Below are 24,376 nucleotides of genomic sequence, written 5' to 3' on the forward strand. Positions count from 1 at the left end.
AGATTCCATTTTTTTCTATTTTTGAGTGGTGCAACAAGAAAGTCGGTTTTGCAAAATCTCTTCCTAGGCAAGCTCGTAAAAAGAACTTCGCAAAACCGCCGCCTCAATGGCGTGCATTTGAAAAAAACGGTACGAAAAACGAAAATTCAACTTTTATAATCAAAATTTAAATTGAGAAAATTAAATGAAATATATAATTAAATTATTTCTTATCATCTTACTTCTGACTTCTTGCAAATCGGACAACGAATAGTGGAAAATTAAAAAAGTAGAACTTGGCAATGATAATAATGTATATTTAAAATCGTGGATTTGGGGATTAAGAGGAGAGCACTCTCGAACAATTATTTCGGAAAATGATAAAAAAGACTATTCAGAAAATAAGGATATTGATATTGGGCAGTTCGTTGTAATTCGCTACAGAATTGAAAACGGAAAATTTATCTTATTGGAATCAAACAATTACGGAATTCGAAAACAAATAAAAACTGAAATGGAAAATGTTGAAATACGATATGTTTCAGTTAATGAATTTCTGAATTCGAAAGAAAATTATGTAGAAAATTTTAAAAGTAAAAATTAATAAACAAAAAAACGACATGCTAACATTGTATAAAAATAATTACGGCTTAGTGCTTAATAAAAAATCATTAAGTATTTATAGTGCCTCATTTTTCTTCGGAAAATCCTTGCATACAAAACCGCAACTATTCTAATAAATAACCGTTATTGGCAAGTACATAACAACTACACAATGAAAAAACAACTAACATTTTTATTTCTTACTTTGACAGTTTCTGTTTTTGGTCAAGTCAAACAATACAAAAATCCATCTGACTTTATACCAAAAGGATATGTAATTCATAAGTATGAAGGCGGAATTTCATCTGGAAGTTGGGACGAAATAAAAGGAGACTTAAACAAAGATGGATTGGAAGATATTGTTCTTATTATTAAAGGAACTGACAAAAGTAAATTCATAAAAGATGAATACCGTGGAGAATTAGACCGAAATCGAAGAGGTATTATTGTACTATTTAACAAAGGAGCTTTTTACGAATTAGCTTCAAAAAATTACGATTGTTTTTCTTCCGAGAATGAAGATGGCGGTGTATATTTTGCTCCTGAACTTTATGTTGAAATAAAAAAAGGAAAATTACACATCAGTTATGGTCACGGAAGATACGGGAATTGGGGTTACACATTTAGGTATCAAAACGGAGATATGGAATTAATTGGTTACGACTCGTATTCAAGCCGTGGTCCAGTTCCGCAATATGAAGTGAGTATAAATTTTTTGACTAATAAGAAACTAACAAGAGATAATCTAAATAAATATGACGATGATGACTCCAATGTTAAATACAGAGAAACTTTGGAAAATATGAAAATAAAAAAAATTTTAAGATTATCTGAAATTAAGGATTTTGACGAACTTGAATTTTGATTAAAAAAACTGCTCTTAACGTATAAAACGTTTTGCGTCAGGCGGGCTGAAGTGCAAAATTCAACGGCAGTTATTCAATTAAAATTTAATAATAAATTCGGCTTTTGTGCCTCGAAATCCCTTACATGTCAAATCCGCCGCCACGTTAACATATATACAAAAAAGAGCCGGCTACACAAACAGTACATTTTGTTTGCCAATCGCAAAAAAGGACTAATGAAACTGAAATAAAAAAGAGTGTATCGCTTTCTATAAACAAAACCAAAAGGAAGCCAATTGACTTCCTTTATTTTTCTTTAATAACCTTAATAATTCCTTCCAGATTTTCGTTTAAGTTCAGCATTTCGGCAAACACTTTATCATCTTTAGCCAAACCGCCGTGCTTGTTGTTTTTGCGGAACATTTCTTTAATTTCATGCCAACGAATTTTCTCATTGGTTGTGAGTAGTCCGGCAAGCTCTTTTAGTTTTAACAAGTTGCTTTCGGTATCGGCAGTGAGCGTTTGTGATTCGCTTTCATAATGCGTGAGCATCAAATCGTTGATTTCTTTTTCGTTCATCATAGGCACTACTTGCGCCACCAATTTGTTCATATTTCGGTAGGAACCTTGCATTTTAAATGCCGGTTCGGTGCGGTAAGCATCTTGCATGGCAGCACTTTGAATATATTCTTGGTTTACTTTAATCACCAAATTGCGAATTGTAATTAAATGTTTCATTACTGCCACAAAATCATCGATTTCTTGTTTGCTATAATTTCCTTCTAAATCAGGTAATTGCTCTGCATTTTGCGTCACAAAATCAACCAAAGTATAAAAATCAGTGAACGATTTACTCACAATTTTTTCCAGGTATTTGTTTTCGACTGCTGCGTTTTCCAATAGGCTTAAATGAAACAAATGTTCGGTATCGCCTATCACATCACCCAAATTATACACATCGGCTCGGTTTGCCAACATATCCGGAATTTGAAACTTTGAACCGCTTTCGGTGTACGGATTTCCCGCCATCACAATGCAAAAACGTTTCCCACGCAAATCATAGGTTTTACTTTCACCATCAAAAATCCCGTCAATTTTTCGCTGCCCATCGGCCAATGAAATAAATTTTTGTAAGAATTCCGAACTTAAATGCTGAATATCGTCTAAGTAAAGCATCACGTTGTCTGCCATTTCAAACGATAAATTGATTTTTTTCAATTCTTCGCGTTCACCTGATGTTTTGGCTTCTAATGGATCGATCGATGTAATTGAATGCCCAATGGTGGGACCGTTTACTTTCACAAAGTGCAACCCCATTGTTTTTGCTAAATATTCCATTAACGTGGTTTTTCCATAACCAGGTGGCGAAATTAAGAGCAACATTCCCATGCGCGCCGTGCGTTTATTATCGCCTGCCGTGCCCAATTGCTTTGCCAAATTGTTGCCAATCAGCGGAAAATAAACCTCGTTGATTAATTTGTTGCGCACAAATGAAGTAAGCACTTTTGGTTGTAATTCATTTATTTTTAGCGATTTTTCATACGATGAACTCAATTGATTTTTTAATTGCACGAATGCTTCAAACCGAGGTGCTTTGTGCTGTGTGAAATCGGCTAATTTTTCTGTAAATTCATAATAATCTATTTGAAACAATCCGTTTTGCAGGCTGTTGTGGTTTCCTTTTAAATCGTTTACTTCAATAGCATCGTTCGCAAAAATCAATTGGTATTCTTCGGTAGAAAATAATAAAAGAACGGCTGCCTCTTCGATATATTTTCGATAGCTTTCTAAATCAACATGCTCATCAACAAAAGCATGCAACCAATTTAAAATTAAATAATAGCGATCGGTAGCAGAAAACTGCTCGTTTTGCACATCATTCTGAAAATCGGCGGCTAACCTTTTATCGTTTAAAACCCTTAAAAAATCTTGTTTTAAAAGTGTGCTGGTTTCGCTCACTGCAAATTTATTATACAAACTAAAGGTTTCAAACAAGTAATTTGCCACTTGCTTTTTATCAATTTTGGTAAGATCTAGATGGGTTTCCCATTGCTCGAAACAAGCTTGTATCTGCACAATTGCCGATTGATAGTGTGGTGTGTTTGGAAACGTTTTCAACACCAAATGAGCCGATTGAACATAGGCCTGTAATTTCTGTTGTACCGTATCTTGCAGCGAATGCCAAAACAACTGTGCAATAGCCCGGGTGGAAATGGAATACCGCAATGCGCCCAATTTATCTTCAACCGCAGCCAAGGCATTGTAAATAAGCAAAGCGTCGTGGTTGTGCACGCCTTTAATATATCCTTCGGAATATTTTTTTTCTACGGATTGATTAATGAAATTTTCTGCTTGAAAATCTTTTTGATTTCGTGCCAAAAATGTTTGATATGCCAAATATGACGCGCGATACACTTCACTGTTTTCTGAAACCAATTCCTGATTCCAAATATCTTTATAGTTAACCAAATCTTCGTTTTGAACCTTTTGGTAAAAACTGGTTCCGGTTAAATGATAAAAAAGTTCGTTGTTGCGGTTTACCAAGGTTAAACTCAATGCTTGTGTGTTCACCGAAAAATGGTGCTTTCCTAGTGCAATGATGTTTTCACCGTTTACATACAATTCTTTTTTATCACGCAAAATGCGCAAGGTGTCTTCTTGTGCTTTTTTTAATAAATTTTCTAAATTTTCAGCCTTCGAAATATCGTTCAGTGTTTTTAGCTCGGTCACCAATTGCCGTATTTTATCTACCATTAAATCAGAAGCAAAAAAGCTTAAAACAGCTTCTTTCGCTGTAAAGGTTTCTGCTTTGTTTTCAATGTTTTTAAGCACGCGCAAACCAATTTGCTCTAAGGCATCAGCACGCTTGTTTATTTGTGATACAATTTGTTCGCGCTTGATATGAAAGGCTTTCACTACCTCATCGCGTTTATCGGCAATTTTTAAAGCAAAATCATCAATATCTGCAAATTTACTTTCCAGTTCTTCTAGCTGAACAATGACTTTGGTGTAGTATTCATCGGTTTTTTCTGCCGATGTTGCTAATTCTAAATAATTTGTTACTGTTTGCTCTAGCAAGGTTAATTGTGCTGCAAATTCGGCACCGGCTTCTTGATTTCTTAGGGTTTGAATTTTTCGGCTAAGTTGCGCACGAACTTCGTTTAAGGAGCTAAAAATAACCGATATTTTCTCAACAATTTTTGTTGTTTGTGTTGCATCTTCAATTTTTAAACTGTTCAGCATGTCAATCAACAACTCTAATTCCGATGAAATTTCGTTATTTGTTTGCTCTACTGCTTTGGTAGCAAACACTTTTTCAATAGCTGCAACTTGTTCTTTTTGTGCTGCCACTTTTTGCTCATAAGGCAACAAAGCTTCGTCTTGTAAAAGAAACTCAATAGTTTGATTGGATAAATCGTTCACAAGTTCTTGTAAACGCACTGTAAGAGCTTCGATTTTTTCCAAAGGCATATACCGCACATTTTTTAAGTCGATAAATTCGCCTTGCAACTTTCGGGCAACTGCGAGCAAGTGCACCAATTGATCTAGTGTTTCAACCGTGGTGCTGTTTACCTTAAAAAGAAGTTCTTCGAGATTTTTTTGGGCATTTTGGTACAATTCATCTGCATGTTTGCGTTGTGCCTGAACTTTTACAAATTCATCGATTGCCGTATTGGCCACTTCTTTTAACTGACTTAATGGTGTTCCTAAATCGTTTAGTGAAGCATCGTTAATCCAAAAATAAGAATCGAGCAAGGTGGTGGTTTTTTTGAGAATTTCTTCATATAAACCTTCATACGAATCTTCTTTGTTTGCTAGCTGAATCACTTCTTGCGCTTCTGCCATTGCCTGCACAATTTGTTTGTTGCCCACTTTGTATAAAGGGTCGTTTTTGCGTGCTTCGTTTTCTTTTAAAACAGCCATATAAGGCGTTTCCCAAATCTGCACCTGATGATGGCGCGTTGCATCGGGTTCGGTTTTAAAATAGGTTAAACTACCGTCTTTAAAAATAGTGAATCCGTTACAAACAATGGGCGTTTCAACCGCTTGCTGAATAATATTATACGACATAAGAATGAACGTATTGCTTTCACGATGGTTAAAAACATATAGAAAATCTTCTCCGTTTGGCGATGCAATCTTGCGAAGAAACTGAACGTTTTCCAGCTGTGAATCGAAGACTTTGTGCGTGCCATTTTGCAGATAATATCCGTTTGAAAAAATGATTCCCTGATTATCTGGCAACAAAATCGCTGAATGATTAAGCGATGGAAGATTGATCACCTCTTTAGTGCGCAAATTGAAAACATAAGCCCGAAAATCTTCTTGATACGGCTTGATGCGAACGGCTATTAAATTACCTAAATCGGCATAATAGTATTCGGCATCGTCTAATTGCTGGTCTAAATGAGTTACTTTTTCACTAAAAACACCTTTACCTGTTTCCGTATTATCTTCAATTTTAAAAGTTATATCGCCGTGCAATGCTTCAATAAAAACTTTATCTAAAATTGAAATATGAGGGAATTTTCCTAAGCGGCGGTCTTCTAAATTGGTTTTAATCCATTGAAATTCAAATTGTGCAGGTTGCTTTACTTCATGAATGCTGCGATCATCTTGATAAATCAATTGGCCGTCTTTGATCAACCATTTAAAAGCCTTTAAGTCATCTACACTTTTACTTGTTTGAAAAATCATGTACAAGTAATTTTCAGTTTTTCGGAACTTTGAAAAGATAGAATCGCGGTAATATTTATAAAGATTTTGATAATCGGTTATAAAATTAGCATCGTTTATTAAATCTAATGATTGGGGTATAAATTGATTGTTTTCAAATTGATAAATACTAAAAACATCGTTCAGTTTTATTTCGGTTCGCAAACCAAAATGTACATTATACCCAAAAATACAAAGATTTTCTATAGCCACAATTCCTCTAGCCGCACAGGTATTTTCTGTGTCGATACGCTGGTTGGCTTTCAATACAAAGTTGGTGGAGTTGAAAACTTCTTTGCGTGCATTGTTTAGCTGACTCAGTCGGTTTAGCAATTCCTCTTTCTGTGCCTGAAGCCGACGTTTAATGATTTCGTAGGTTCCAGAATCGAGCTGTATGTTTTGATTTTCTTGCATATTCATTTTGTTTATCAAGGCGTTGCCTTATCTTACAAGGCGATGCCTTATCTCCCAAGGCGATGCCATATCTCACAAGGCGATGCCATTGGGCTATTATATGTTTTCCTTTCAGGGAAAATTCTTACCATTTCTTAAGGCTGAAGGCCTTTTCTATGTGAACCCAAGGCAACGCCTTGGGCTGACATCAATATCTAGACTTCGCCCTGAAAGGGCAGCATATAGTCACTTCCACAAGTAGTTCTCATCAAAATCAACCATATATTCCGACAAAAACTTCACATATTCATCCTGAGTAGAAATCTTTTTATGATGTTCCTTCTGGTTTTCAATGTAATTTTTCACACGTTCCAAAACAGATTGACTAACCGAAAACCCGCCATATCCTCCTTGCCAAGCAAAACTTTGAAATTTAGCATCTTTGGTTTTAATCCATCTACTGCTGTTTCGTTTAATTTCTTCTACTAATTTTGCTAAAGCGATATTCTTGGACATTGCTGCCAAAATATGAATGTGATCTTCTGTTCCTCCAATTTTTATAGGAATTGATTCATTTTTCTTAATGATTCCTCCGATAAATGCATACAATTCCTTCTCTATTTCTGGACTGATCAGAGGTTGATTGTGTTTGGTATGAAACACAATATGTACGTACAATTTTGATAAGGATTGCGCCATAATCTGATTATCATTACTTCATCAATATACCTTGGGTTGATACAGATTCCCTTTCAGAAAAGTTTACCTACAACTTCTTGTTTGATATACCCAGGTTTTTTGCCAAGCCAAATAGCGAATTAATAAAACCAGCATCTTCTTCATTGTTTTGGCTGCTTGCTGCTTGTTGCAATTTCATTAAGGCTGCCGAAACGGTAAGGTTTTTAATATCGTTTGATGAAATACCGTATTTATCAGCCATGCCACGAATTTTCTCTGCTAAATCGCCTTTTCCATCTGGTCCCAATAACGATTCTTTTATATCTAACGCATGTTGCGAATTGTTGATTAAGTGATCAAATCCTTTTGAGTTAGAAACCTGACGAACAATGTTTTCAAAGAACATGGTTTCGCCACCAACGATATCAATTTTAGCTGTTTTCAACGCTTCAGATAATACTTCGGCTTGTGCAGATGCAATATCTTTTTGGATATTGATATGCGCCAACTCTATTTCTTTTTCTTTTTGTAGTTGTAGTTTAAACTCTTCGTGTTCTTTACCAACGCCGTCTAATTTTTTCATAGCTTCGGCTTTTTCTTCAATACCTTTAGCTTCTGCTAGTGCTTTTTCGCGAACAACTTCGGCTTGTGCCAAACCTTCTTTACGCATTGCTTCGGCTTTAATTTCGATAACCGCAGCGGTTTTTGTTCCTTGAATTTCTTCGGCTTCGGCTTTTGCAATCATTACTTCTGCTTCTGATAATCCAATGGCAGCTTCTTCTTTCGCTTGTGCTTCGGCAATAATTTTACGTGCTTCGGCTTCTTTTGCAGCTGCTTCTTTCTTCGCTTCGGCATCGATCAATACTTCTTGAGCTTTGCGTTCTGCAACTAATTTTTCTGCTTCGGCATCGATTACTTTTTTCTCTTTTTCTTGCTCTGCTGCGATTTTAGACGCTTCGGCTGCTTTTACGGTGGCAATTAAACGCTCTTCTGCTTCTTGCGATGCTGCAATTACGCCCGCTTGCTTTTTACGTTCCACTTCGCGATACACTTCAACGTCGCGCACATTTTGCTGCTCTTCTACCACGCCTTTTTCTAGCTGAACACGCTCTTTAATCACATTTTGAATAGATTTTTTTTCGGTTTCAATTGATCGCTCTTTATCAATCTGTGCCAAGGTAACAATACGTTCTCTTTCGGTTTGCTCTAATGCACGGTCTTTTTCTACACGCTCTGTTTCAATGGCATCTGTACGGATTTTATTCTTCTCTGCAATAATAATTTGACGCAGTTTGTTTTCTTCCTGTACAGCCAATTGTTCTTCGGTTGAAATGCGCACGGTTTGCGATTTTAAACGTTCTTCTTCGCGCACTTTTGCAATTTCTGCTTCTTCGCGTGCTTTGATATTATCGATTTCTCGTTTTTGGCGTTCTTCTTTTTCTGCCAACTGACGCTCTAATTCTAGAATGGCTTCGCGCGCTTCTACGTTTTGTTTTTTGATTACTTTTTCTTCTTCCCGACGAATTAAATTGGCATTCATGTTTTGTTTTGCCGTTAATTCGGTGATTTTTTTAATTCCTTCTGAATCTAAAATATTGTTTGCGCTTAAAAACTGTAATTCAGTTTGTTCTAAATAATCAATGGCGCAATCGTCTAAAATATACCCGTTTAGATCGGTACCAATAATATTTAAAATTTCATCGCGAAATTCACGTCTGGCTTCATATAGTTCGATAAAATCGAATTTTTTACCCACGGTTTTTAATGCTTCTGAAAACTTTGATTCAAAAATACTTTTCAACGTTTCGGGTTCACTTGCGCGGTCGCATCCTAGATTTTGAGCCACATTGATGACATCGTCAACCGATTTGTTTACGCGCACGAAAAATGCTACTTTAATGTCGGCACGAATGTTGTCTTTACAAATTAAGCCATCGTGTTGCATACGCCCAATTTCGATTTTTTTTACCGAAATATCCATTATTTCCATTTTGTGGAATACCGGAATTACATACATTCCTTTGTTAAAAGCTACTTTAGAGCCGCCAATACCTGTACGAACAATTGCTTTTCCTTGTGGAATTTTTTTGTAGAACATGCTTAGTACTACAAAAAACGAAAGGATTAGGAATACAATTACGCCAAGTGCTAATAAAATTACGCCAGACACGCCCGAAAGCCCGTCGATAATTAATAATTTGTTCATTGATAAAAAAGTTAGTTTATATTATGTAGGGTTATATTTGGTTTTACTTCGTAGATATTGTTTTCTACGCTTTTGATAATCATTACTTCGGCACCATATTCAATGCGGATGCCTTGATAGCTTTTTACATTTAACCGAAAAACATCATTTTGAATAACAACTTCTAAAATACCCATCTTGTTGTTTTCAATGGTTGATTTCAATGTGCCGGTTCTTCCTAAAAAATCAATCGATTCGTCGCCGTTGTAGCCTAAATTTTTATACATTTTTACTAATGGTTTGGTTACAAAATGCATGATGATATAGGTAATTATAAAAACCGGAATGAGTATTAAAACCGATTTCATACCCCAACTTGCTAATCCTAAAAAAATAGAAGACAGCAAAGTAAGAATCCAACCGATGAATTTAAAAAGGGTAACGATTACCATTAAAGGCATTTTACCGATATTGATAAATTCCATTACTTTAGAACCGAACGACATTTCGGCATCGGTTTCGGCAGCAACTTCTCCATCGGCCACATCACCCATGTGAAATTCTGCATCGGTATCCATTCCATCACCCGAAAAAAACATAAAAACCCAGTACAGCAAAGATATTCCTGTAAGCACGGTCATGATTCCGTTTGATAAGGGGTGAAATAAAAGGTTTAAAAGTTCGGTCATTTTTTATAATTGTTATATTTCTCGTTTGAAAGTTAGATGAAAACTGTAAGATGTTCCGCCAGTGTCTAAACTTTCTTTTGTCACTAATTCCCAGCCTTGACTGCCCATATCGTTTAAAATTTTATCAATTTCAACAATATCGAATTTCCAACTCCAAGTGCCTTTTGGTTTAATTTCTATGGTTTTATATTCAAATCGCTTCATAAAAATGTTTTAATTTATTATTAATCCTTTTGAATTATTAATTGAACGAAGAAAACATTAGAGATTCCTCCTACGTCGGAATGACACACTTTACGCTAAAAACTAATAGCTAAACAACTGTTTTTACATGCCCAATTGTTTTTTTAAAGCCTCTAAATCGGCATCGGCAGAATGGTTGTTCAATGCTTGATCTATCTCGTCTGAAGCATTGGTTTGATTGTTTGCCATTTCGCCATAAGCCTTTGCCAAAGCTTCGTCTTCTTCAGCTTTTTCTTTCATTCGTTCCAACATGCTAATGGTGCTGTTTGAATCCATTTTTGCTAATTGTTTGTTTACAATTTTTGTTGCGTTTGCCACCCGAACACGTGCTTTAATGGTTGCCAATTCGCTTTCCCATTTGTTGATGTTGTATTTTAACACTTCAATGTTTTTGTGCACTTCGTTTGCCGAATCTTCGTGTGCATTTGCTTGATTTTCCAAGGTTTCGGCTTCAATTATATGTTGCTTTTTTAAATGCAATGCTTCTTTCGCCAAACGTTCGGCCAAATCGGCTTCCAATTCGTTTTTTTGAAGCTTTTGAAGCAACAAAATGGCTTTGCTTTCATAATCGGCAGCTGCGTTTCTTTTTTCTTCTGCCGCATTAAAAGTGCGAATTGCCAATGCTTTCACTTTTGCATAAGCTTCCATTGCTTGATCTAAATCTTGCTTCATTTCACGGATTCCTTGTTCGGTCATTTTAACAGGATCCTCCATTTTATCAACCACCGCATGTATCTCGGCCTGACCTATTCTAAAAATTCGCTTAAAAATACTCATATCTTTTAATTTTTTAATTATTTATTCCACTTTCACTGTATCATTTTTTAAAAAAACTATTTGTAAAAGTTTTACTTTGAAAATTTTATCAGTTGTTCAGAATACTCACTCAACAACAAGCTTAATGAATTCAATGCTGCATCAAATTCATTAAAATCTAAATTGTGAATTTGCAAGGTATATCTAAAGATTACCTTTGAACCATCATCTGTAAGTGCAAAAGCACCATGAATAATATCTCTGTTTTTCATAAGCAGGCTTTTAAATATTTGTAAATTGTCTGCCTGCAAAGTGAACAGGTATTGCTCAAAAATTAACACCGGTGTGGCCACACCAACGATTAAGTTTTGAACACCGTCTGCCAGATTTTCTATTACGAAAATACCTTCTTCTTTACTTTTATATTTGATACTATATCCGGTATCTAAAATATATTTTTCGACGTTTAAAAAATGCATTGTAAATTAATTTTGTATCTTGCACATATCTTTTGCATAAAGATACTACTTTTTGCAAATATAATTAGCAATTTTTTAATTTTTTTTGAAATGAGTAAAATAGGTTACAATATAAAGAAGTTACGAAATGTAAAAAATTTGAGTCAACAAGCTTTTGCAGAACTATTTAGCTTAACACGTGGCAATATTTCTTCGTATGAAGAACAGCGTGCTGAACCCAAATTAGAAAGCGTTATAAAAATTGCTAATTATTTTAGCATACCATTGGAACATTTACTGACAAAACAACTCTCAGTAAACGAAATATTGAATTTTAACGACTATTTTAAGGAAGAAAGTCAAAAAAAATTGCAAAAAAATTTTACAAATATTCCCTTTATATCGCGCGAAGCCATTCATCATATTAAAGAAGGAACTTTTGATATGCAGCGATTAGAACTGATTACGTTTCCCATGTATAGCTCGAACAAGTTTATTGCTTTGGAATTTACGCACGAAATTGCTGCGCCTGCAAGTATGAATATGCCCGAATATACCATTTTGTTTTTTGAACAAGTACAAATTGATACATTGCACACCCTAAACAATCAGTACGGAATGTTTTTAACATCCAACGAAATTTTTATTGGCACTTATAATCAAAATCAATCCACAATCAATTTGAAACTAAACGAATGGAAATCGGAAGATTTTAATACTGAAAACCTGCAAAGCTTTTGGAAATTATACGCTAAATTTGAAAAAAAAATATAAAATGGTTCAGTCAAAATTAAGTAACACCGCCTATTTTTACAGTTTATTAATTTTAAGTTTTCCGGTTTTAACGGCCTTTATTGTCAACAAATTTTTACGCATGTTTCAAGACACTTGGCATTGGGGCTTAACGGTATTTTTGGTTCTGTGCGGATTGGTAAGTTTGTTTGTTGTTATTTGGGGCTTTTTTATTGAAATGAACCTGCGCATGGCAACTGTAAAAATTTCCAACAACACCATTGAAGTAAAACAACTGTTGGGATTTGGCACTAAAAAGATTTTTCAGATGGATGCTATTGATGGTTTTGCCATTCGCGATTTTAAACAACGAGCACAATACCACGAATATTGTTATTTGATTCAAGACAAAAAAGCAATTGCCGTTTTTTCGAGTTTGTATTACAAAAACTACATGGAAGTGCGCGATGAACTGCAACAGCACTTAGTGCTTTTGAAGTAGATTTTTCTTTTATTTCATAAACATATATATCCTAGTCAATTTAAAGAATTAATAAAAAAACACTCAATGAAGAAATTTTTATTATATCTAACATTGATTTTTACAATCATTAATTACTTTCCTTCATGTGGAAGAAAAAAAGCTTCTTTATTAGAGAAATTGTCTTTCGAATATGATAAGAAATATACTAATGATTATACGAATATGTTTATTATTATTGATTCCGTAAAGACAGATTACACATTAAATATTCATGTTGAAAAACTAAGGACTAAAAAGGAATTTTTAGGCACCTATTATGAAACATTTTTAACTGATGGAACAAATGTTACGATAAAAAACTACAATAAAACATTCAATACGAAAAATTTTATTAGTGAAAGATTAATTAAGCGAGAAGGAATAGAGAATAACTTAATTTTTAATGCTTCTGACGACAGAACATTATCCAATTTTAAATATATACATGTCACTTTTGATACTTTAGAAAAGAATATTAAAGCAATTCAAACTTTTGACTTTCAATAAGGACTGCAATAAAGTACATCAAAAAAAATATTTTTTTTTAATTTTAAAGAAACACTTTTGTATCTTTAAAATAAAAATGGGCAAAAATTGTTTAGAATGTGGCGAGAAAATCATTGGGCGTGAAGATAAAAAATTTTGTAACGACTCATGCCGCAACACTTACAACAATAAACTGAATAAAGATACCACCAATTTTATGCGAACGGTGAACTATACCCTTCGCAAAAATTACCGTATTTTATGCGAAAACAATCCCGATGGGAAAACAAAAATCAACCGTAAAAAACTACTCGATTTAGGTTTCGATTTTTCGTTGTTCACTTCCATATACACCACAAAATCTAACGTAACCTATTATTTTGTTTACGATCAAGGATATATGCTCATAGAACATGATTGGCTGGTTCTTGTGAAAAAGAACTAAAATCAGTACAACTATGCCATGTTTTGGAGTTTTTTTTTGTTTCTATCAAATATTTTTTTCATTAAAAAAAACATCCGTGCAAATAAGATATTTCTTAACAAAGGAAATGGACTTTAGTTAAAACTTTCACCACAAAATACACTATTTTTGATGTTTTGTAGTTATATCTTTAATGAAGCAGTTTTTGTGTGTTCTATGGTGTTTGTTGTTTTTTTCTGTGGTCAATGCACAGGAACGCAACACGCTGTATCAAACAAAAAAAATTACCGTTGATTCATTGACAACTGTTGTATATATCGATACGGTGGCTTTAAACAAAAACTATTTTCAAATCACCAACAATCAAGGAACTGCTATCGACACCGCTCATTTTTCAATAGATTTCAACAAAGCTAGCATCACTTTTAAAAAACCCATACACGATACATTAACGGTTTCGTATCTCAATTATCCCGATTTTTTAACCAAAACCTACGCACTTTACGATACCAAACGAGTTATCCCCAACAAAGAAGGGGCATATGTATTCTCGGTTCCCGAAAAACAAGCAAATACTTTTACGCCTTTCGAGGGCTTGAATACCAACGGAAGTATCTCAAGGGGAATTACCGTAGGGAACAATCAAAATCTGGTAACCAATTCCAATCTCGATTTGCAGATTGTGGGGAATTTATCAGATAAAGTTCAAATTCGGGCATCGCTACAAGACAGTAATGTTCCTTTGCAAAACGGCGGCTATTCTCAAAAAATGGATGAGTTCGATCAGATTTTTATGGAACTGTTTTCAACTAATTGGAGCATTAAAGCCGGCGATTTGTTTTTAGAGAACAGAGCTTCCCGCTTCTTAAATTTCAATAAAAAAGTACAAGGAATCTCAGGTACCTTAAAATTTGAAAACGACAAAAGCAAAACCACTATTGAAACAGCAGCTGCTTTGGTTCGCGGACAGTATGCAAAAAGCGAATTCATTGGTCAGGAAGGCAATCAAGGTCCGTATAAATTAAAAGGAAGTAACAATCAATTGTATATTTTGATTATTTCGGGGTCGGAATCGGTTTTTGTAAACGGACGTAAATTAACCCGCGGCGAACAAAATGATTATGTGATTGATTACAATTCAGGTGAAATTCGCTTTACTACACTTTTCCCAATTACGGCCGAAATGCGTATTGTAGTTGAATATCAGTTTACCGATAGAAATTATGCCCGATTTTTGGGTTATGGCGGTATAAAACACGAACGCAAAAACTGGAATATTGCCGGATATGTTTATAATGAAACCGATATTAAAAATCAACCGGTACAGCAAAACCTCAACAAAGAGCAGGTGGATATTCTGAAGCAAGCCGGAGACAGTTTGGCGTTGATGATGGCTCCGTCTGCCTATCCTGATACGTATTCTGAAAACAAAACGTTGTACAAAAAAGTCAATCAAAACGGCTATGAATTTTATCAATATTCCAACACCCCAACCGATACTTTATACGCAGTTTCATTTAGCTATGTGGGGCCAAGCAACGGAAATTATCGTTTGGCAAGCTCGGCAAGTATTGGTAAAATATATGAATTTATTGAACCCATAGATGGTGTGCAACAAGGTGATTATGAACCTTTAATTCAGTTGATTGCTCCTATGCGCTTAACATTGGCAACCGTTATGGGGCAATACAAACCAAAAGATTTTTCACAGGTTGACTTTGAGTTTGGGTTTAGCAACCACGACCAAAACCTATTTTCGCCAATTGACAATGAAGACAACAAAGGCATTGCCGCCAATGTAAATGCCACACACAGAGTTTTAAACAATAAATGGAAAATTGATGTTTTTGGAAATGTGCAGTTGGTAACTGAACATTTCAAGACCATTGAACGTTTATATTCGATTGAATTTGATCGAGATTGGAATGTGTCAAACACTTTTGGTAATCAATCATTACTCACTTTTGGCTCTAAAATTTCACCAAACGAAAACAGCGCTTTAACCTATCAATACAGTCGATTAGAATACAGCAACAGCTACATTGGGCACAAACAATCTTTGATGGGTACCTATCAATATAAAAACTTCCAGTTTAACACCAACACCAGCTTTTTAGCTGCAAAAGGATCGGTTTACAACACCAATTTTGCCCGAAGCAAAACACAAGCGGTTTATACCAAAAACAAAAATTGGGCGGGTTCGCGTTTAGATTTAGAAAATTATCAGGTAAAAGATGTAGCCACACAGCAATTTCAAACCTTATCACAAAAATACGCGCAAATGGATGCGTTTGTTGGTCGTGGCGACACCTTGAAAACATACGTGGAAATTGGTTATAAATTCCGTGTAAACGATTCGTTGCAGAATAATGTGTTGCGAAATGTTTCCAACGCGCATTCGTTTTATGTAAAATCACAGCTTTTTAAAACCCAAACCAGCGATTTGTCTGTTTATGCAAATTACCGTCGATTAAAATATACCGACACCGGCTTGGTTGAACCCACACTAAATTCGCGCATTACCTACAACGATCGTTATTTAAAAAACCTAATACAAACCAACACCATTTACGAAACCTCATCGGGAGCTGTGGCACAGCAAGAGTTTACATATATTAAGGTAGATCCCGGCTTGGGAACGCACATGTGGAACGATTACAATGGCAATGGAATTCAGGAATTGGAAGAGTTTGAAATTGCGCCTTACCCCGATTTGGCAGAATATGTGCGGATGTTTTTGCCCAACCAAACTTTTGTAAAAACACACCAAACCAAATTAACGCAAGTTTTTAATTTTAACTTTAGCACTTGGCAAAACGAAAGCGGTTTTAAAAAATTTGCCAGTCAGTTTCATTTGCAATCTTCTTTTATAATCGATCGAAGCATTTTGAGAGATGGCAACGGAATTGCGTGGAACCCATTTGGATCTTCATCAGATGATTTGGTGGCAGAAAATGCAAATATTCGCAATTCTATTTATTTCAACCGCGGAAAACAAAAATACACAACCATCTATTCCTTGATAAACAACCGGGCAAAAAACCTGATGAATTTTGGTAGTTTAGACAATAAAATCACCACGCATCAAGTGCAATTTCAGCATTTGTTAAACAAGTGGTGGCTGGCACAATTAACCACAAAATTAGACCGAGTAGAAAGCATATCAGAAAACTACGGTTCTAAAAACTATTTGTTGCACAACAGCACCCTGAATCCAAAAATAAGTTATTTGTTTTCGCAAAATGCACGTGTGGAATTGTTTTATGAATGGAAAGATAAAGAAAATGTTCAAGGCGATTTAGAAACATTGGAACAACACCGCATTGGAACGGCATTTAATTGGAGTACGTCGCAAAAATTTACACTAAACGGAGAATTTTCGTTTTACAACAACAAATTTTCGGGCAATCCGTTATCGGCAGTGGCTTATCAAATGTTGGAAGGCTTGCAACCCGGAAAAAATATCACATGGCGCTTACTATTTCAACGCAATTTAACCAAGTATTTAGATGCCAACATAAGTTATCAAGGACGAACGAGCGAAACCGCAAAAACCATTCACACAGGAAGTATTCAATTGCGTGCATTTTTTTAAACAAAATGCTTATATTTGTTTACTAATTAGAATTTTAAGCATGAAAAAAATAACAATTATTGCATTATTTGCTGCTTTAGGAATGATTTCTTGTAAAGATACAAAGGCAGAAGCAACCACAACAGAAACTACCACAACCACAGAAACTGCTCCGGCGGATCCGCATGCAGGTCACAACCATGCCCCAGGTGAAGGTCACGACCATGATCATGCAGCTCCGGCTACCACAACCAATACGGCTGCTACCGATACAAAAACGGCAGCAGGCATGAATCCACCACATGGACAACCGGGTCACCGATGCGATATTCCAGTGGGCGCGCCATTAAACTCGCCTCCAGGACAAGGTGCACAACAGCAAGCAGCACAAACGGCACCGTCTGGTCAAGGTAGTGGATTTTTAGGCAGCGGCAACAACCAAGGAGCACCACAACAAGCAGCGCCACAACAACAAATGCCACCCCAACAAACAGCTCCGGGAATGAAAGGGAAACCAAACCCGGCACACGGACAACCAGGTCACCGTTGCGATATTTCGGTTGGGCAACCATTACCATAATTAAGTTTTTAGCCTTTAGCTATAAGACAGATTTATAAATTATAACCTGCGAGGTTTTAAAAACCTCGTAGGTTTTTTTTTATTACAATTAGAAATAATGAAACACTTTTTTAAACTTTTGCTGATTGCTATTCTGTTTGTTAGTAAAACATCTAATGCACAAAATGAACCAAATGTTTTTATTGGAAATTGGTTAGCAATAGATTTTTGGAACAACGAAAGTCCTTTAATTTTATCTGAAGACAACTATATTTCAATAACAATTAACGGAGATTTCATCGACGGAAAAAACTTTATCGTTAAAGGTGGTAAGAATAATGGCAAGAAAGGGGAATTGAAATATTCTATAGATGCAGATAAAAATCCCATAGAAATTGATTTAATTGCTCTTATGGACAATGATGAAAAAGGTAGGATTTTAGGTGCAATCAAGCTGATTAATGAAAATAATTTTGTGATGATTTTAAGCTTTGACGGAACAAGGAACACTAATTTTGATGATACAGATGAACAAAATATAATAAAAGTAAGAAGAATGGTTGATGACAACTAAGAAGACTTTCGGATATATTTTTATAGTAATTGCAATTGTTTTAAGCTTTAGCTTCATTGCACTTCTGCCTAAATTTATGAAGGTATTACTTACTATGTTTAAAGCTGAGTCTAATAGTTATGAAATTGGATACAACGTAGGATACATTGCTTTTTCGGTTATTAAAATAGTAATAACCGTACTTTTATGGAGCATTGGAATTCGTTGGACTAAACGATCTTAACAAGGGCAATTTTCAACTTCGCTTGCGTTAGGGATTGCAGCGGCATCCTTTTATCGGTGGCTGAGGCACTCAAAGCCCCGATAAAAGATATAGCGGAAAGCCCGACCGGCTCACTAAAAAGCCGGGAACGCCCAAATAGAACTTATATTACTCATATAAGACACTTTAGTATTAAATTTTATTTATTATTTTTATTAATTTTTTGATTTTCAGTTAATTTTTACCACATTAGTTTTCCAATTAAAATTACTTCCACTATGAAAAAACTACTATTTATATTAGCAATCATTGCTCTCTTTATTTCTTGTAACAAAGACGACGACCCTACCCCAACACCTGTAAACCCAGTTGAGCAACTACCACCTGCCACCCAAAACGGTGCTGTTATGTTAGCATGTACCGTGAATGGCATACCGTATATTTGCAAAGACTACAGCCAAGTAACCAGCTATTACCAGTGGGTAAATGGCGGATATGGGTTTGTTATTACAGGCAGAAAAAAAACTAGTTTAATTTGGAGTATTTTTCTATCTAATCTTGGAAATTCACCTATTGAAAGTAATAATACATACATTCTAAATAGTAATAATCCTGGATACGGAGCGGGAGCAGATGTTGTAGACTTTAATAGTAATACCATTGAGAGAAGTAAAACCACTGCAACCTACACTGGTGAAATGACGATTACAAAATTTGATGTACAAAACGAAATTGTTTCAGGTACTTTTTGGTTTGATATACAAAACCCTTGGACGGGCGAAAAAATAGAAATTCGCGACGGGCGTTTCGATACCCGCTTTTCACAGTGAAACTGTTTAAAGCATTGGCATAATTATAAAACAACAATGCTTTAACGTTATTTACCAATGAATAGTACATTTTATAAACAAATGCTTAAAAAAGAAATAAAATATTCTTTAAAAAATTATTTTATTTTTTTTGTTTTAAATAAAAAAATAGCTATTTCAGCTTAAACAAAGCAAAATCTTATGAAAAACACCCTGCTTTTTTAGTTACTATCGCATTGTTTATTTCTTGCAACAAAGACGACCAAGCTCCGCAACCAACACCGGAACCTACCGAAATAGATAAGCTGCCACCTGCAACACAAACAGGAGCCAACAAAGTAGGCTGTTTGCTAAACGGTAAAGCTTTTTTACCTGAAGGACAATTACCTTCCAGTAGTAATCCTTATTGTGCATATTATCACGATGCCTTTGTTTTAGTTTTTAGGATTGTTAAAAATGAGGATAATATTACAGGAAACGGAACGGAATCTATTGGTGTATATAGCACTGATATAATTTTGGAAGAAAATAACACTTATAGTTTGAAAATGGACAATACAAACCATTTTGGCGTGTACAGTATTATCAGTAGAACTAATTCCCAAAGTTATGAAACGAATGAAGACCATACAGGTGAACTACATATAACCAAATTAGATAAAGAAAAAAATATTATATCAGGCACGTTTTGGTTTGATGCCGTAAACGAACAAGGTAAAAAAGTAGAAATCCGTGAGGGACGTTTTGATATGGTATTTGAAGGCTGGGCAGGAAAAGTTTAATAACAAAATAATAAATTATTATGAAAAAAATATTTTTACTATTTGCAGTAGCTATACTGATGATAGCCTGCAACAAAGATGACGAAGCTCCGCAACCAACACCGGAACCTACCGAAATAGAAAAGCTGCCACCTGCAACACAAACAGGAGCCAACAAAGTAGGCTGTTTGCTAAACGGTAAAGCTTTTTTGCCAAGTGGCACTAATCCCACAGGTGGTAATCCAAATCCTTATTGTGCTTATTATCACGACAATTTTGTATTAGCCTTCTCTATTGTAAAGAATGAAAATAACACTTCAATGTTAGGTTCTGAAACTATCGCGCTTTATAACAGCGATATAATTTTAGAAGAAGGGAGAACATATTTATTAAAGGTGTCAGCAAGTAATCACTCTGCTGTTTATACACATTACAATAATATAGTTAATCCTGACAGTTATGAAACTACTGAAAATCATACGGGCGAACTCCATATTACCAAATTAGATAAAGAAAAAAATATTATATCGGGCACGTTTTGGTTTGATGCCGTAAACGAACAAGGTAAAAAAGTAGAAATCCGCGACGGGCGTTTTGATATGGTATTTGAAGGCTGGGCGGGAAAAGTTTAATAACAAAATAATAAATTATTATGAAAAAAATATTTTTACTATTTGCAGTAGCTCTATTGATTATAGCCTGCAATAAAGACGACGAAGCTCCACAACCAACACCGGAACCTACCGAAATAGAAAAGCTGCCACCTGCAACGCAAACAGGAGCCAACAAAGTAGGCTGTTTGCTAAACGGTAAAGCTTTTTTGCCAAGTGGCACTAATCCCACAGGTGGTAATCCAAATCCTTATTGTGCATATTATCACGATGCTTTTGTTTTGTCTTTTTCTATTGTAAGAAATGAAAATAATACCTCTATGGAAGGAACTGAATCCATAGCTATTCATAGCAGTAATGTAATTTTAGAAGAAAGTAAAACATATTCATTAAAAATTAATGATCAAAGAGCAGGATATTTAATAACAAAAAGATCGCCTAAATCAGATAGATACGACACTACCGAAGAGCAAGTAGGCGAATTTCATATAACCAAATTGGATAAAGAAAAAAATATTATATCGGGCACGTTTTGGTTTGATGCCGTAAACGAACAAGGTAAAAAAGTTGAAATCCGCGAGGGGCGTTTTGATATGGTATTTGAAGGCTGGGCGGGAAAAGTTTAATAACAAAATAATAAATTATTATGAAAAAAATATTTTTACTATTTGCAGTAGCTCTATTGATGATAGCCTGCAATAAAGACGATGAAGCTCCGCAACCAACACCGGAACCTACCGAAATAGAAAAGCTGCCACCTGCAACACAAACAGGAGCCAATAAAGTAGGCTGTTTACTAAACGGTAGAGCTTTTTTGCCCGTTGGGCAGTCAGGTGGTAGCAACCCTTACTGTGGATATTATCACGATGCTTTTTCTTTAGTATTCAGAATAACTAAAAATGAGGATAATATTACCGGAAATGGTACAGAATCAGTGGCTGTGTATAGTTCGGATATTATTCTTGAAGAAGGAATGATATATGTTCTACGTGCTGACAATAGTAATCATTCTGGTGCATATAGAATCAATAGGATAAATAACTTTCAGAGTTTTGAAACTAATACAGAATACACTGGAGAACTTCATATTACCAAATTGGATAAAGAAAAAAATATTATATCTGGTACGTTTTGGTTTGATGCCGTAAACGAACAAGGAAAGAAAGTAGAAATCCGCGAGGGACGTTTTGATATGGTATTTGAAGGCTGGGCAGGATAATATACCGTTAAACTAAATCAGCAATAAAACCAAGTGTTATAAATATAAAACGTTGATTTAAAAAAAATTTTTTATTAAAGTTTTGATTTTTAGTTATTTTTTTACTAATTTACGTTTCAAATTAAAACTACTTTTATGAAAAAACTACTATTTATATTAGCAACCATTGCTTTCTTTGTTTCTTGCAACAAAGACGACCAAGCACCACAACCAGAACCGCAAATAGCCGAAATAGACAAGCTGCCACCACCTACCCAAACCGGAGCCAATAAAATTGGTTGTTTGGTTAACGGTAAGGCTTTTTTACCTAAAGGGCAACTAACTGGTAGTAGCAACCCCTACTGTGGGTATTACCATGATAAACTTTCTTTAGTTTTCAGTATTGTAAAGAATGAAGAAAATATAACAGGTAATGGAACCGAATCAATTGCCTTATATAGTTCTAATGTAATTTTAGAAGAAAATACAAAATACAAAATACAAAATAGCAGTAGCAATCAGTCAGCAATTTATGATATCACAAATTTCCCTAATTTTGATACTTATGAAACTACTAATGAGATAAATGGCGAACTTCATATAACCAAATTAGATAAAGAAAAAAATATTATATCGGGTACGTTTTGGTTTGATGCCGTAAACGAACAAGGAAAGAAAGTAGAAATCCGCGAGGGACGTTTTGATATGGTATTTGAAGGCTGGGCGGGAAAAGTTTAATAACAAAATAATAAATTATTATGAAAAAAATATTTTTACTATTTGCAGTAGCTCTATTGATTATAGCCTGCTACAAAGATGACGAAGCTCCGCAACCAACACCGGAACCTACCGAAATAGAAAAGCTGCCACCTGCTACCCAAACAGGTGCCAACAAAGTAGGTTGTTTGGTTAATGGTAAAGCTTTTTTACCTGAAGGACAATTAACAGGCAGTAGTAACCCTTATTGCGGATATTTCCATGATGCTTTTTCTTTAGTATTTAATGTAGTTAAAAACAATGACAATATTACTGCTAACGGAACAGAATCTGTGGTCGTATATAGTTCAAATACCTTTCTCGAAGAAGGGAATACATATGTTTTACAAGCAGAAAACAGTGACCATTCTGGGGGGTATAGAGTTTTTGATAGAAATGACTATCAATTTTATGATACAAATGACGAATATATAGGCGAACTTCATATAACCAAATTGGATAAAACAAACAATGTAATATCGGGTACGTTTTGGTTTGATGCGGTTAATGAGCAAAGCAAAAAAGTAGAAATCCGCGAGGGGCGTTTTGATATGGTATTTGAAGGCTGGGCAGGATAGAAAAGAATTTTAACTCTAAATATTAAGTCATTATGAAGAAAAAATTACACAGGTTAGCGTAATACTACTAATGTGTATTTGTTTTACTGCAAATGCACAAGAAGAGGTAAGCACCGCATTCTTTGAGAATCAGGTGATGAGATTCGGTCAGTTAGACCCAACAAAAGTGCCCACGGGTATTTTGTACGAAGCAGGTTTTCCGTTTACGGATATTGAAACTTTTAACGGTACTGACTTACCAGATTCGCTTTATGTGAACGGCGGAACGGTTAAAAGTATTTACAAAACCATTTTTTCAAGTATTGTGGATGAAACCAACGAAAGTTTGTACAACCTTCAAATCCCTGACGAATACGAAGAAGAATGGTTGTCTGCACGTAATACCGATGAAGTTATTTTATCGGGGATGCTGTTTAAATACAATTTGTTTAAAGAAGATGCGTACCAGCAAGAACAGATTATGGTAAACGGTTCCGGAGCTTTGATAGATGTACCCGGGCAAAATCCTTATACCGAAAATTATACTGTGGGTATTGCCCCGGGCTTTAAAACCTTTTACGGAAAAGAAATGAACGTGAAGCTGCCGTCTTCTCTTTTTAAAAGCAACCTGCTTGAAAACATTGAAAACATACAGATTGATTTTGGCGATGGCTTGGGTTTCAGAACCGTTACCTTTAATCAACCTATTGCGGTAACCTATGCAACCCCTGGCGACAAAGAATGGCGGTACAGAATTAGGATTTCCGGCGGACTAACACTTGACAGCCGATCTGTGATTGGTATTGTTGATTGGGAAAACCCTATACCTGTTACCGGAAGTGTTTACTGCGGAATGTGGAATATGACTAGAAAAGTTACGGCAACCAAAGCACATTTAGGCGAATACGGAGAGCTGAACCTTACAATCCGTTGTTCGGGCGACGGTATCATCAACAATCCGTTGATTGTGGTAGAAGGTTTTGATATCGGGAACCTTTTTGACCCTGAAAGTAAATAAGGGACTACAAATATTGGAACTTTTAGAGATGGGGTAGAATTTGGAAG

At 35.2% G+C, this 24,376-nt stretch carries 24 protein-coding genes; 17 read left to right on the forward strand and 7 right to left on the reverse strand.

Annotation, left to right across the window (positions count from 1 at the left end):
• The first annotated feature begins 754 nt into the window (after window positions 1-754).
• On the forward strand, window positions 755-1,447 hold the full coding sequence (locus NPX36_RS03390; protein WP_257500018.1) for a hypothetical protein: 693 nt from the start codon (window positions 755-757) through the stop codon (window positions 1,445-1,447).
• Between the two features lie 286 nt (window positions 1,448-1,733).
• Here NPX36_RS03390 and NPX36_RS03395 read toward each other — a convergent pair whose 3' ends face one another.
• From NPX36_RS03395 to NPX36_RS03425, 7 genes are all read right to left on the reverse strand, one after another.
• On the reverse strand, window positions 1,734-6,563 hold the full coding sequence (locus tag NPX36_RS03395) for a DNA repair ATPase (protein WP_257500019.1): 4,830 nt from the start codon (window positions 6,561-6,563) through the stop codon (window positions 1,734-1,736).
• A 219-nt stretch (window positions 6,564-6,782) separates the two neighbouring features.
• The gene (gene tnpA / locus NPX36_RS03400) at window positions 6,783-7,235 is read right to left on the reverse strand and encodes an IS200/IS605 family transposase (protein ID WP_257500020.1); all 453 of its coding nucleotides are present in this window, start codon (window positions 7,233-7,235) and stop codon (window positions 6,783-6,785) included.
• Window positions 7,236-7,302: 67 nt separating this feature from the next.
• Complete coding sequence (locus NPX36_RS03405; RefSeq protein ID WP_257500021.1) at window positions 7,303-9,420, reverse strand: flotillin family protein; 2,118 nt, start codon at window positions 9,418-9,420, stop codon at window positions 7,303-7,305.
• 11 nt (window positions 9,421-9,431) lie between these two features.
• Window positions 9,432-10,088 carry a hypothetical protein gene (locus tag NPX36_RS03410; RefSeq protein WP_257500022.1) on the reverse strand — a complete coding sequence of 219 codons (657 nt, stop codon included), beginning with the start codon at window positions 10,086-10,088 and terminating at the stop codon, window positions 9,432-9,434.
• A gap of 12 nt (window positions 10,089-10,100) precedes the next feature.
• Entirely contained in the window at window positions 10,101-10,292 is a 192-nt protein-coding gene (locus tag NPX36_RS03415) for a DUF4177 domain-containing protein (RefSeq protein WP_257500023.1), read from the reverse strand.
• A gap of 123 nt (window positions 10,293-10,415) precedes the next feature.
• A complete protein-coding gene (locus tag NPX36_RS03420) occupies window positions 10,416-11,108 on the reverse strand; it encodes a PspA/IM30 family protein (protein ID WP_257500024.1) in 693 nt (230 codons plus the stop codon).
• Between the two features lie 71 nt (window positions 11,109-11,179).
• On the reverse strand, window positions 11,180-11,566 hold the full coding sequence (locus tag NPX36_RS03425; protein ID WP_257500025.1) for a YbjN domain-containing protein: 387 nt from the start codon (window positions 11,564-11,566) through the stop codon (window positions 11,180-11,182).
• Window positions 11,567-11,656: 90 nt separating this feature from the next.
• Between NPX36_RS03425 and NPX36_RS03430 the strand changes: the two genes are divergently transcribed.
• From NPX36_RS03430 to NPX36_RS03505, 16 genes are all read left to right on the forward strand, one after another.
• On the forward strand, window positions 11,657-12,319 hold the full coding sequence (locus NPX36_RS03430) for a helix-turn-helix domain-containing protein (protein WP_257500026.1): 663 nt from the start codon (window positions 11,657-11,659) through the stop codon (window positions 12,317-12,319).
• A 1-nt stretch (window position 12,320) separates the two neighbouring features.
• Complete coding sequence (locus NPX36_RS03435) at window positions 12,321-12,779, forward strand: hypothetical protein (protein WP_257500027.1); 459 nt, start codon at window positions 12,321-12,323, stop codon at window positions 12,777-12,779.
• Between the two features lie 66 nt (window positions 12,780-12,845).
• A complete protein-coding gene (locus tag NPX36_RS03440) occupies window positions 12,846-13,307 on the forward strand; it encodes a hypothetical protein (RefSeq protein ID WP_257500028.1) in 462 nt (153 codons plus the stop codon).
• Window positions 13,308-13,383: 76 nt separating this feature from the next.
• Window positions 13,384-13,731, forward strand: coding sequence for a hypothetical protein (locus NPX36_RS03445; protein WP_257500029.1), 348 nt, complete (start codon window positions 13,384-13,386; stop codon window positions 13,729-13,731).
• A gap of 172 nt (window positions 13,732-13,903) precedes the next feature.
• Window positions 13,904-17,305 (forward strand): hypothetical protein, encoded by a 3,402-nt coding sequence (locus tag NPX36_RS03450; RefSeq protein ID WP_257500030.1) that lies wholly within the window; start codon window positions 13,904-13,906, stop codon window positions 17,303-17,305.
• A gap of 40 nt (window positions 17,306-17,345) precedes the next feature.
• The gene (locus tag NPX36_RS03455) at window positions 17,346-17,864 is read left to right on the forward strand and encodes a hypothetical protein (protein WP_257500031.1); all 519 of its coding nucleotides are present in this window, start codon (window positions 17,346-17,348) and stop codon (window positions 17,862-17,864) included.
• A gap of 97 nt (window positions 17,865-17,961) precedes the next feature.
• Window positions 17,962-18,417 carry a hypothetical protein gene (locus tag NPX36_RS03460; protein ID WP_257500032.1) on the forward strand — a complete coding sequence of 152 codons (456 nt, stop codon included), beginning with the start codon at window positions 17,962-17,964 and terminating at the stop codon, window positions 18,415-18,417.
• 76 nt (window positions 18,418-18,493) lie between these two features.
• The gene (locus NPX36_RS03465; RefSeq protein WP_257500033.1) at window positions 18,494-18,640 is read left to right on the forward strand and encodes a hypothetical protein; all 147 of its coding nucleotides are present in this window, start codon (window positions 18,494-18,496) and stop codon (window positions 18,638-18,640) included.
• 257 nt (window positions 18,641-18,897) lie between these two features.
• Window positions 18,898-19,449 carry a DUF6252 family protein gene (locus NPX36_RS03470; protein ID WP_257500034.1) on the forward strand — a complete coding sequence of 184 codons (552 nt, stop codon included), beginning with the start codon at window positions 18,898-18,900 and terminating at the stop codon, window positions 19,447-19,449.
• A 215-nt stretch (window positions 19,450-19,664) separates the two neighbouring features.
• Window positions 19,665-20,210 (forward strand): DUF6252 family protein, encoded by a 546-nt coding sequence (locus tag NPX36_RS03475; protein WP_257500035.1) that lies wholly within the window; start codon window positions 19,665-19,667, stop codon window positions 20,208-20,210.
• A gap of 20 nt (window positions 20,211-20,230) precedes the next feature.
• Window positions 20,231-20,821 (forward strand): DUF6252 family protein, encoded by a 591-nt coding sequence (locus tag NPX36_RS03480; RefSeq protein ID WP_257500036.1) that lies wholly within the window; start codon window positions 20,231-20,233, stop codon window positions 20,819-20,821.
• A gap of 20 nt (window positions 20,822-20,841) precedes the next feature.
• Entirely contained in the window at window positions 20,842-21,426 is a 585-nt protein-coding gene (locus tag NPX36_RS03485; RefSeq protein WP_257500037.1) for a DUF6252 family protein, read from the forward strand.
• A gap of 59 nt (window positions 21,427-21,485) precedes the next feature.
• A complete protein-coding gene (locus NPX36_RS03490; protein ID WP_257500717.1) occupies window positions 21,486-22,019 on the forward strand; it encodes a DUF6252 family protein in 534 nt (177 codons plus the stop codon).
• A 135-nt stretch (window positions 22,020-22,154) separates the two neighbouring features.
• Complete coding sequence (locus tag NPX36_RS03495; RefSeq protein ID WP_257500038.1) at window positions 22,155-22,736, forward strand: DUF6252 family protein; 582 nt, start codon at window positions 22,155-22,157, stop codon at window positions 22,734-22,736.
• Window positions 22,737-22,756: 20 nt separating this feature from the next.
• A complete protein-coding gene (locus NPX36_RS03500; protein WP_257500039.1) occupies window positions 22,757-23,332 on the forward strand; it encodes a DUF6252 family protein in 576 nt (191 codons plus the stop codon).
• Window positions 23,333-23,402: 70 nt separating this feature from the next.
• Entirely contained in the window at window positions 23,403-24,329 is a 927-nt protein-coding gene (locus NPX36_RS03505; protein WP_257500040.1) for a hypothetical protein, read from the forward strand.
• The last annotated feature ends 47 nt before the right edge of the window (window positions 24,330-24,376 follow it).

It is taken from the genome of Paenimyroides aestuarii (assembly GCF_024628805.1).
GTDB classification, from domain to species: domain Bacteria; phylum Bacteroidota; class Bacteroidia; order Flavobacteriales; family Flavobacteriaceae; genus Flavobacterium; species Flavobacterium aestuarii_A.